The sequence below is a fragment of the Streptomyces sp. SID3343 genome (genome assembly GCF_009865215.1).
Taxonomy (GTDB): Bacteria; Actinomycetota; Actinomycetes; order Streptomycetales; family Streptomycetaceae; genus Embleya.
This window is the reverse complement of record NZ_WWJX01000054.1, coordinates 1-8,648: the sequence shown is the minus strand read 5'-3', so window position 1 is coordinate 8,648 and position 8,648 is coordinate 1. Positions and strand designations below refer to the sequence as shown.

Annotated in this window: 8 protein-coding genes; 3 read left to right on the top strand and 5 right to left on the bottom strand. The window is 68.5% G+C overall.

Annotated features, from left to right (window positions below; genetic code table 11):
• Window positions 1–148 precede the first annotated feature (148 nt).
• Complete coding sequence (locus tag GT354_RS02385) at window positions 149–1,291, top strand: extracellular solute-binding protein (protein ID WP_237534295.1); 1,143 nt, start codon at window positions 149–151, stop codon at window positions 1,289–1,291.
• Between the two features lie 232 nt (window positions 1,292–1,523).
• Complete coding sequence (locus tag GT354_RS02380) at window positions 1,524–3,809, top strand: FdhF/YdeP family oxidoreductase (protein ID WP_161354484.1); 2,286 nt, start codon at window positions 1,524–1,526, stop codon at window positions 3,807–3,809.
• 261 nt (window positions 3,810–4,070) lie between these two features.
• On the opposite strand, the gene GT354_RS02375 is transcribed toward GT354_RS02380, so the two are convergent.
• From GT354_RS02375 to GT354_RS02355, 5 genes are all read right to left on the bottom strand, one after another.
• Window positions 4,071–5,108, bottom strand: a complete 1,038-nt coding sequence (locus GT354_RS02375) for a methyltransferase domain-containing protein (protein ID WP_346011803.1) — start codon at window positions 5,106–5,108, stop codon at window positions 4,071–4,073.
• A gap of 437 nt (window positions 5,109–5,545) precedes the next feature.
• Window positions 5,546–6,052 carry a hypothetical protein gene (locus GT354_RS02370; RefSeq protein WP_161354482.1) on the bottom strand — a complete coding sequence of 169 codons (507 nt, stop codon included), beginning with the start codon at window positions 6,050–6,052 and terminating at the stop codon, window positions 5,546–5,548.
• Window positions 6,053–6,092: 40 nt separating this feature from the next.
• A complete protein-coding gene (locus GT354_RS02365) occupies window positions 6,093–6,413 on the bottom strand; it encodes a hypothetical protein (protein WP_161354481.1) in 321 nt (106 codons plus the stop codon).
• Between the two features lie 142 nt (window positions 6,414–6,555).
• Window positions 6,556–6,741 (bottom strand): hypothetical protein, encoded by a 186-nt coding sequence (locus tag GT354_RS02360; RefSeq protein ID WP_161354480.1) that lies wholly within the window; start codon window positions 6,739–6,741, stop codon window positions 6,556–6,558.
• Window positions 6,741–7,178, bottom strand: coding sequence for a hypothetical protein (locus GT354_RS02355; RefSeq protein ID WP_161354479.1), 438 nt, complete (start codon window positions 7,176–7,178; stop codon window positions 6,741–6,743). The genes GT354_RS02360 and GT354_RS02355 overlap by 1 nt, the downstream gene beginning before the upstream one ends.
• Window positions 7,179–7,363: 185 nt before the next feature.
• Between GT354_RS02355 and GT354_RS02350 the strand changes: the two genes are divergently transcribed.
• The gene (locus GT354_RS02350) at window positions 7,364–8,566 is read left to right on the top strand and encodes a helix-turn-helix transcriptional regulator (RefSeq protein WP_161354478.1); all 1,203 of its coding nucleotides are present in this window, start codon (window positions 7,364–7,366) and stop codon (window positions 8,564–8,566) included.
• The last annotated feature ends 82 nt before the right edge of the window (window positions 8,567–8,648 follow it).

Below are 8,648 nucleotides of genomic sequence, written 5' to 3'. Positions count from 1 at the left end.
GGGGCCGACGCCGCCCGCGTCGCCGAACCCGATCCCGTCGCCGTCCGGGAGCGGCCCGGCACCGAACGTCCCGATGACCGAGACCCACCCGTACGTGGTCAGGCTGTGGACCGACAAGGTCGTGACACCAGGCGAGAACGACGTGTGGTTGAGCACCGATCTCCCCCAGGCACTGCTGCGGGACGACTCGCTCGGCACCCTCGACGTGCGGCTCCAGGAGTTCGGCGAGGACCCGAAACTGGACTCCCTGCTCGCGGCCGGCGGGAACTCGGCCCCCGACCTGTTCCAGACCACGACCATGGGGCTGGGAGGGCACGTCGCCCGAGGGAATGTGCTCGATCTGACGCCCTACGCGAGCCGGTTGAACGTGGACACGTGGCATCCCGCGATTCGGGCGGCGTGCACGATCGACGGCAAGCTGTACGCGCTGCCGATGGAAGTCAACGTCCCCGTGGTGATGTACGACAAGCGGCTGTGCGATCCGGCCGGTTTCGTGGTGCCGCGCAGCCGGGACGAGTGGTTGACGCAATTGGACCGGCTCAAGGCGTTCCACGCGGCCGATCCGAAGTTCCAGGCGATCCAGTTGGCCGGCAAGGCGTGGCAGCCGTTGGTGTCGTTCCTGTACGAGAACGGCTCGAAGATCGCGGTGCGCGACGGCGACCACTGGCGCGGCGTGCTCGACGAGCAGCCGGCCCGTGACGCGATCGCGTTCTTCCGCCGGCTCCAGGGCTATTCGACCGCCAGGAAGGACGCCGAGGACTGGGCCGACCCGACGGGGGCCGGGTCGTTTTTGGACGCGTTCACGGGCGGCAGGACCGCGATGGGCATCCAGGCCGACTGGGTCTATCCGGAACTCGTCCGCAAGTCCCCGGCGGCGGCCGAGCATCTGGGGGCGTTCCCGTTGCCCGGGCTCACCGTCGGCACGCCGGCGGCCGTGGGCACGTGGGGCGCGGTGCTCGCGGTGTCCGCCCGGACCGAACATCCGGCGGGCGCGGTCAATGTGCTGCGCGTGCTGTCCACGCCGACGTGGCAGGAGCGGTGGGCGGACGCCTGGGAAGCGGCCCCCGCCGTGGTCGGTGCCCGCAACGCCAAGGGCACGGCCAACCCGATGCGACCGGCCACGATCGAGGCGCTCAAGCAGGCCCGACCGTTTCCGCAGGTACCGGGGTGGAGCGGCGCGGCGCTGAAGGACTACGCGGTCGCCGTCCTCACCGACGCCATGGACGCCCCGACCGCGGGGCGCCGGGCCAACGCCCGGATCATGAACGAGGCGCTCGACGCGACGGGCTAGGTCGAAGGTCACCGCGTCGGGAATCTCGCCGGGTCCGGGGAGGTCGCCGTACCGGGAATGTCACGGTGCCTGGGATGTCACCATGCCTGGTATGTCGCCTCGTCGGGGACGCCGATCCGCTGCGGACTCCGCATCGCCCCGCGCTCCACCGCCGCTGTGGCTCCGGACACGGGGGGCGTAACGTACACAGCGGTAGGTCGGTACGGGGTTCGAGAGCAGCAGGAGCAAGCCCATGGTCAGCAAGCCGCCCGTGGACGACGTCGGCGACGAGGGTCTGGTCGTGGGGTCGCCCAAGGAGTACGCCGCGGGGCTGCCGGCCGTGGCGTGGTCGTTGCGGCACGCGGGGCGGCAGATGGGAGTTCGGCGCAGCCTGCTCACCCTCGTCCAGGTGAACCAGAAGAAGGGCTTCGACTGCCCCGGGTGCGCGTGGCCCGAGCCCGATCACCGCAGCGTCGCGGAGTTCTGTGAGAACGGCGCGAAGGCGGTCGCCGAGGAGGCCACGGTCCGGCGCGTGGGGGCGGACTTCTTCGCCGAGCACGCGGTCGCGGACCTGGCGGGCAGGTCGGACTACTGGCTGGGCCAGCAGGGCCGACTGACCGAGCCGATGTATCTGGCCGACGGCGCCTCGCACTACGCGCCGATCTCGTGGGACGACGCGTACTCGATCGTCGCCGACGAACTCGCGGGCCTGGACTCGCCGGACGAGGCGGCGTTCTACACGTCGGGGCGCACGAGCAACGAGGCCGCGTTCGTGTACCAGCTGTTCGTCCGGGCGTTCGGGACGAACAACCTGCCGGACTGCTCCAACATGTGCCACGAGTCGAGCGGTTCGGCGTTGACCCAGACGTTGGGCGTCGGCAAGGGCAGTGTGTCCCTGGAGGACCTGTACCGGGCCGACCTGATCTTCGTGGTGGGTCAGAACCCGGGTACCAACCACCCGCGCATGCTGTCGGCGCTGGAGAAGGCCAAGCAGGCGGGCGCGTCGATCGTGGCGGTCAACCCCCTGCCCGAGGCCGGGTTGCTGCGGTTCAAGAACCCGCAGAAGGTGTCCGGGATGCTGGGCTCCGGGACGCAGCTGACGGACGAGTTCGCACAGATCCGGGTCAACGGCGACCTCGCGCTGTTCCGAGCGCTGAACCGGTTGCTGCTCGAAGCCGAGGACGCGGCGCCGGGGACCGTGCTCGATCGCGCGTTCATCGACGAACACGCTCACGGATTCGAGGAGTTCGCGGCGGATGTGCGGACCACGCCGTGGGCGGACGTGCTGGAGGCCACCGGCCTGCCGCGCGAGCAGATCGAGCGGATCCACGAACGCGTGCTCGGGTCGAAGCGGATCATCGTGTGCTGGGCGATGGGCCTGACCCAGCACAAGAACTCGGTACCGACGATCCGCGAGGTGGTCAACTTCCTGCTGCTGCGCGGCAATGTGGGTCGGCCGGGCGCGGGGGTGTGCCCGGTGCGCGGGCACAGCAACGTGCAGGGCGACCGGACGATGGGCATCTACGAGAAGCCGTCGACCGAGTTCCTGGACGCGTTGGAAAAGGAGTTCGGCTTCGAGCCGCCCCGGGCGCACGGTCACGACGTGGTCGACGCGATTCGGGCGATGCGCGACGGCGCGGTCAAGGTGTTCTTCGCGGTCGGCGGCAACTTCGTGTCCGCGACGCCGGACACCGCCGCGACCGAGGCGGCCCTGCGGGCGACGCGGCTGACCGTGCAGGTGTCCACCAAGCTCAACCGCTCGCATGCGGTCACCGGGCGGCGGGCGCTGATCCTGCCGTGTCTGGGGCGCACCGAGAAGGACCAGGTCGTCACGGTCGAGGACTCGATGAGCGCGGTGCACATGTCGCGCGGGAAGCTGCCGCCGGCGTCGCGGCACCTGCGCTCGGAGGTCGCGATCGTGTCCGGGCTGGCGGAACGGGTTCTGGGCGATCGGGTGTCGGTGCCTTGGGGCGCCTTCGCGCGGGACTACGACCTGATCCGGGATCGGATCGAGCGGGTGATCCCGGGCTTCACCGACTTCAACCGGCGGGTGCGTGAACCCGGCGGGTTCGTGCTGCCGCACGGGCCGCGCGACGAACGGCGGTTCCCGACCACGACGGGCAAGGCCAACTTCTCCCGCAACGACCTCGATGTGCTGCGGGTCCCCGCAGGGCGGCTGATCCTGCAGACGGTGCGGTCGCACGACCAGTACAACACCACGATCTACGGCCTGGACGACCGCTATCGCGGGATCAAGCAGGGACGGCGGGTGGTCTTCGTCAACGCGGACGACCTGGCCGAGCGTTCGATCGCGGACGGCACACTGGTCGACCTGGTGAGCGAGTGGCACGACGGCAGCGAACGGCGAGCCGAGGCGTTTCGGGTGGTCGCCTACGACACCGCTCGCGGGTGTTGCGCGGCGTACTTCCCGGAGACGAACGTCCTGGTGCCGCTGGACAGCACGGCGGACGAGAGCAACACCCCCACCTCGAAGTCGATAGTGATCCGACTGGAAGCACACGTGCACACGGGGGGCTGAGGACTGTCGGGCGTCCTCAAACGCCGGACGGGCTGATTTTGGTTGGCTTCGCAAGGTTGTGAGCCTCGCGTTACAGGCGTCCTCGAACGCCGGACGGGCTGGGATTGCCTGCCCGGACGGGTGATCCAAGCGGGCTGCGACCGGGTGTCGCCGGCCCAGCCGCCAACGGCCGAGGTGCGGGGGTCGACGCATCGAAGTGAGCCGCGGGTTCGAGTCGCGAACAGCCCCGACCCTTGACGCTCGGGCCGGGGCTGACGCGCGTCAGGCGACGGGCGCCGGTCCGATCCGCACGCGGCCCGTCGGCCCGTCGAACCACGTCCACTGACCATTCGGGGTCACGGTCACTCCGTGCTGTTCACGGGGTGGCTCACCTCGGTTGCGCCATTCCTCGAAAGCCGTCTCGGCTTCCGCCCACAAGTCGCGTGGACCGCTCTCGTTCACCTCGAACGAGTCGGCGCCGGGCTTGTAGTCCACCGATGCCCACGACTGCCCGTCGCTGAGCCATTGCGTGTATTCACCCGCGGCGTCCCCGCGCCCGAAGTACGTCCGCTGTTCGACCTCGGGCAGGCACAGCCCGATCGCGAAATCGGCGTGCTCCTCCCCCAGGGGTCGAGGATCCGTCGTGGTGTGGCGAACCCTGGCGGCGTCCGGGTCCGCGATGACGTCACCCACGAATTCGCGGGTGTCGAACCGTCGACGTTGCGACCGGGCCCACATGAAGTTGACGCTGCCCACGAACCGGCCCGATGCCGTGCCGTCGCCGTCGCCGTCGACGACCAAGCGCAGAAGCCCGGAGTTGTGGAACGCCGTTCCCCACGGTGTGAGGATCACCCCGCCCGGCTTCACCTGCTCTGCCCACTCGTACGGCACTCGCTGTACCGCCATGGTGGCGACAACCCGGTCGTACGGGGCCCCGCCCGGGTACCCCTGCAAGCCGTCGCCCACGATCACGAACGGTTCGATGTCACACGCGAACAGGTTCTCTTCGGCCTGCGCCGCCAGGACCGGGTCCACCTCGATCGAGATCACCTTGCCCTCGGTCAGCGCGGTGGCCAACAGCGCGGTGTTCCAGCCGGTACCGGTGCCGAGTTCGAGCACGCGGTGGTCCGGGCGGACGGCAAGATGATCGAGCATGAGCCGGACCAGAGACGGCATGGACGCGGACGACGACGGAAACAGGCCACCACCGTCCGCACCGTCATCCATTTGGGTGACGAGAGGGATGTCCGCCGCTACGGCGTCCGCCCACGCTTCGGGGTCCGTTTTGCGGTCGAGGGGTTGGTCGCTGTCCGTCCACACCACGTCAGGGATGTACGGACGGCGAGGTACCGCCGCGAACACGTGATCCCAACAAACCGCTGTCACTTGTCCTTGTCCTTGTCGTCCTTGTTCGGCTTGGGCTGGGGTCGCTGTCCGTCCTGTTCCCGGATGGGAGTCTTGCTGTCACCGTCGTCACCCGGCTTGTTGTGCTGTCCCATGGTCGTGCCTTCCTGTCGAGTCGGTATCCATGCCGTGGCTGGTCGTTCGTCGCGCGAAGCCGAACACCCATGCGGATCGGGGTGTTGCGCATGCGCGCCGTTCTCTTTTCGGTGGGATGGCGGAGTGGGGGGCGGGGGTGCGACGAACCGCGAACGGAGGTTGCCGGCTCGTTCCTGTCCCGTTTCGCGCCCGGATCGACCGTGCGCGGGACCCCGCCCGGCGTCCTTCCCCGGGCACCGGACGGGGCGAATGTGGGGTTACTCCGCCGCGATTCCGTACACGTTGCGTGCCATGTTGATCGCCATTCCGGCGCCACTCACCGCGCCGAGGGGATCCAGTTCGCCTGCGGCGATCCGGCGCAGTCCCTCGGTGCGCCATCCTGCGGGGAGGGCGAGTAGTCGGGCGTCGACCTCTTCCGCGAGGCGTACCGCGTCCACTCGGGCGCCGAAGGGGTCCGTGGTCGACAGGGTGTCGGCGTGGCGGATCGCGGCGGCGAGTCGGGCCATCCGGGCGCCCGTTTCGTAGGCGCTCAGGCGTCGTTCGTCGGTGGTGGCGATGGTGTGCGCGGTGGTCATGTCCCACAGCACGCCGGCGCGGTGGGTCGGCGAGAGCGTGTCCCAGTGCCCGGCTACGACGATGGCTTCGCGCATGGCGGGCCCGGCATCGCGGGCCGCGTCGCGCACGACGGGCCAGGGATGGTCGGTCCAGAAGTCGCACACGTCGGCGAGCGCGGGCAGGGATCGGGGCGGTTTTGGCTGAGTCACGGTGCTCCTGTTTCGGGTGGGTGGATCGGTTGTTGCGGTTTCAGCGCGACGGGTCGACTCGGTACACCTCGGACGCCTTGGCCAGGTGCGGCATGCCGTTTCCGCCGGCGCGGACCATGAGTACCTGGTCGTCGTCGAGCCCCGCGCATTCCTCGGCGCGGTCGACTCGGCCGGTGACGAAGTCGTGGCCGCTCGCCGGCAGCGGGGCGACCCAATCGCCGACTTTGATCGGCACGGGCACGGGCACTCGGTGCGGTTCCTCGCGGGGCGGCAGGGTGCGGGGGACCATTACCGGGATCACCACGCCGTCCGTGGTAACGACGAAGTCCGTGGCTTGCTCTGCGGGCGCCTGTTTCGGCATTTCGGATTCCCTTCCCCTCGGTTCGGGAGTCGGTATGGGGTTGGTGCCCGCCACGCCGTGTTGCGCGACTGAACAGCACGGCGTGGCGGGATCGGGCGCCCTGGTGTCCACGCCGCTGCAGGCACCAGGGCAACTCAGGGGTTCAGTCCCGGTGCAGGTAGCGGCAGTTCGGCGAGCACGCGCAGGGGGGCTCGGTCTTCGGCCACCCGTCGTCCCACGGCCACGCTGCCGAGTCGCTGCCAGTGAACAGCTCGCGCTGCCGCACGACACGGGCCCCGTCCCGGTCGACCCGATAGACCGCGAGCGTCATTCCAGACTTGGCAGTCATCAGCCGTACCTCGGCGAGTCTTTCTCTGCGAATACCTCACTGGATTCCGTCGGCAGGACGGTCAGGAAGCCCCCGCTCCGGCGCAACGTCTCTTCGAAGGACGCGACGTCGCTCTCGACAGGCGAGATCATCGACCGGCGCGCCGTGACAATGCCGACGATGACTCGATCCACCACCATTGACAGCGCGCGGTCCAACTCGGGCCGGTGTGGCAAGGGTTGATCGGGTGACTCGCTCAAGACTGTCTCTACGCGCCAGTCATGCAGTTCGGCATACGTGCGGCAGGTGTCCGCGATTGCAAGACGTTCAGGCGCAGACAGTGCGGCTACATAGACGGCGACCGCTGCCCGCTCGATACGTGCGCCACTTGCGGCGGCCAGAGCCGAGCGCCGCATGCGGTCGTGTGGACTCCGGGTGATCCTGCCTTGGGTGACCATGCGGCGAGCGTGTCAGAGCGATCACCGACGGTGAACACTCGAAGTGTGGGATTACCTGGAGTTGTTGTCTGGCTACTACTATGGAGCGTGCGAGTTCGCCCGGAGATCGGCTGAATGATCTCTTATCGGCTCCAACACCCTGCCTACAGTGGCTGTACGCGTCCGAACGCTACTCAGGGGTAGACATGGTGGCTTGGTCCGAATACACGACGGGTGAGCGCGTCAAGATCCTCCGCGGCGCCGAACTTACACAGCAGGGGTTGGCCGAGGCGGCCGACGTGTCGCTGTCCTTGGTCCAGAAGCTGGAACAAGGAGGCACGGTTACGGTCGGGTCACTGGTCAAGTTCGCCAACGCTTTGGGGACAGACACCTCTGTGTTGCTCGGCGAGCAGGCACCACGGCGGGCGATGCGCCACGCCGAGCGCTACGTCATTCGAGCGCTGTCGCGTGCCGTGCACAACAGCGCGCTCGGTTACACCGATACGGGCGTCGACCCCGGTCGGATCGCGGAACTCGAAGCGGTCCGCACAACTATGTGGGATGCCTACTGGGTGGGCGACTACGTCGAGTTCGGTTCGCTGACCCGTCAACTGCTTCCCGAAGCGAAAGCTCGCTTCGACGCATCGACAGGGCCCGAACGTGAGCAGGCCGCCGTGATCCTCGCGGACACGTACCAGGCTGCCGCATGTGTGGCGAACGTCCTGGGCGCGCGGGATCTGGCGTTCGCAGCCCTCGTGTACGCGGGCCAGGCAGCAACGGCTTCCGGCGACGACCTCATGACGGCGGTTCTCTCCGCGACGCTGGCATGGGTGTACATGCGCGACAGCCGACCGGAGGATGCGGTGCGCGTTTGCGAGGAAGCCGCGCTTCGCATTCAACCGACGTTCTCGCAACCCGCTCCCGCGCGGCTTGCCGTGTACGGGCGGCTCATGATTCGGGGTGCGGTGGCCGCGTCGCGCTACGAGGATGCGGACCGGGCGCACGACTACCTCTCTCAGGGACACGCCGCAGCGGCTCGCCTGGGGGCGGACGTCAATCACTATCAGACTGGATTCGGTCCGACCGATGCTCGAATCCAGGCGGTCACGGTAGCTCTGGCCTTGAAGGAGACAGGTAAAGCTCTCGACCTGATCAACCAGACGCGTATTCCTCGGCACATCCCTGTCGTCGCCAGGTCGCGGTACGCGCTGGACGTGGCTCTTGCCCAATGTGAGGCGAAACAGTGGGATGCGGCTACCCGCACCCTGTTGAACATCGCACAGGAAGCCCCGGACTGGATTCGCCACCAGGCACTTTCGGGAGCGATCGTTCAGCGTCTTGGCGAAGTATCGACCTCGAAGGTTGCGAAGCTGACGCGCGCGATCGGCGTTCCCCTGGTCCTGCGATGAGCCAACAGTTTCCGCACTCACATTCGCCGGACTGGCCGGGGATGGCAGCCCGACGATGTGGCGCCGGACGGTCCACGGCCCG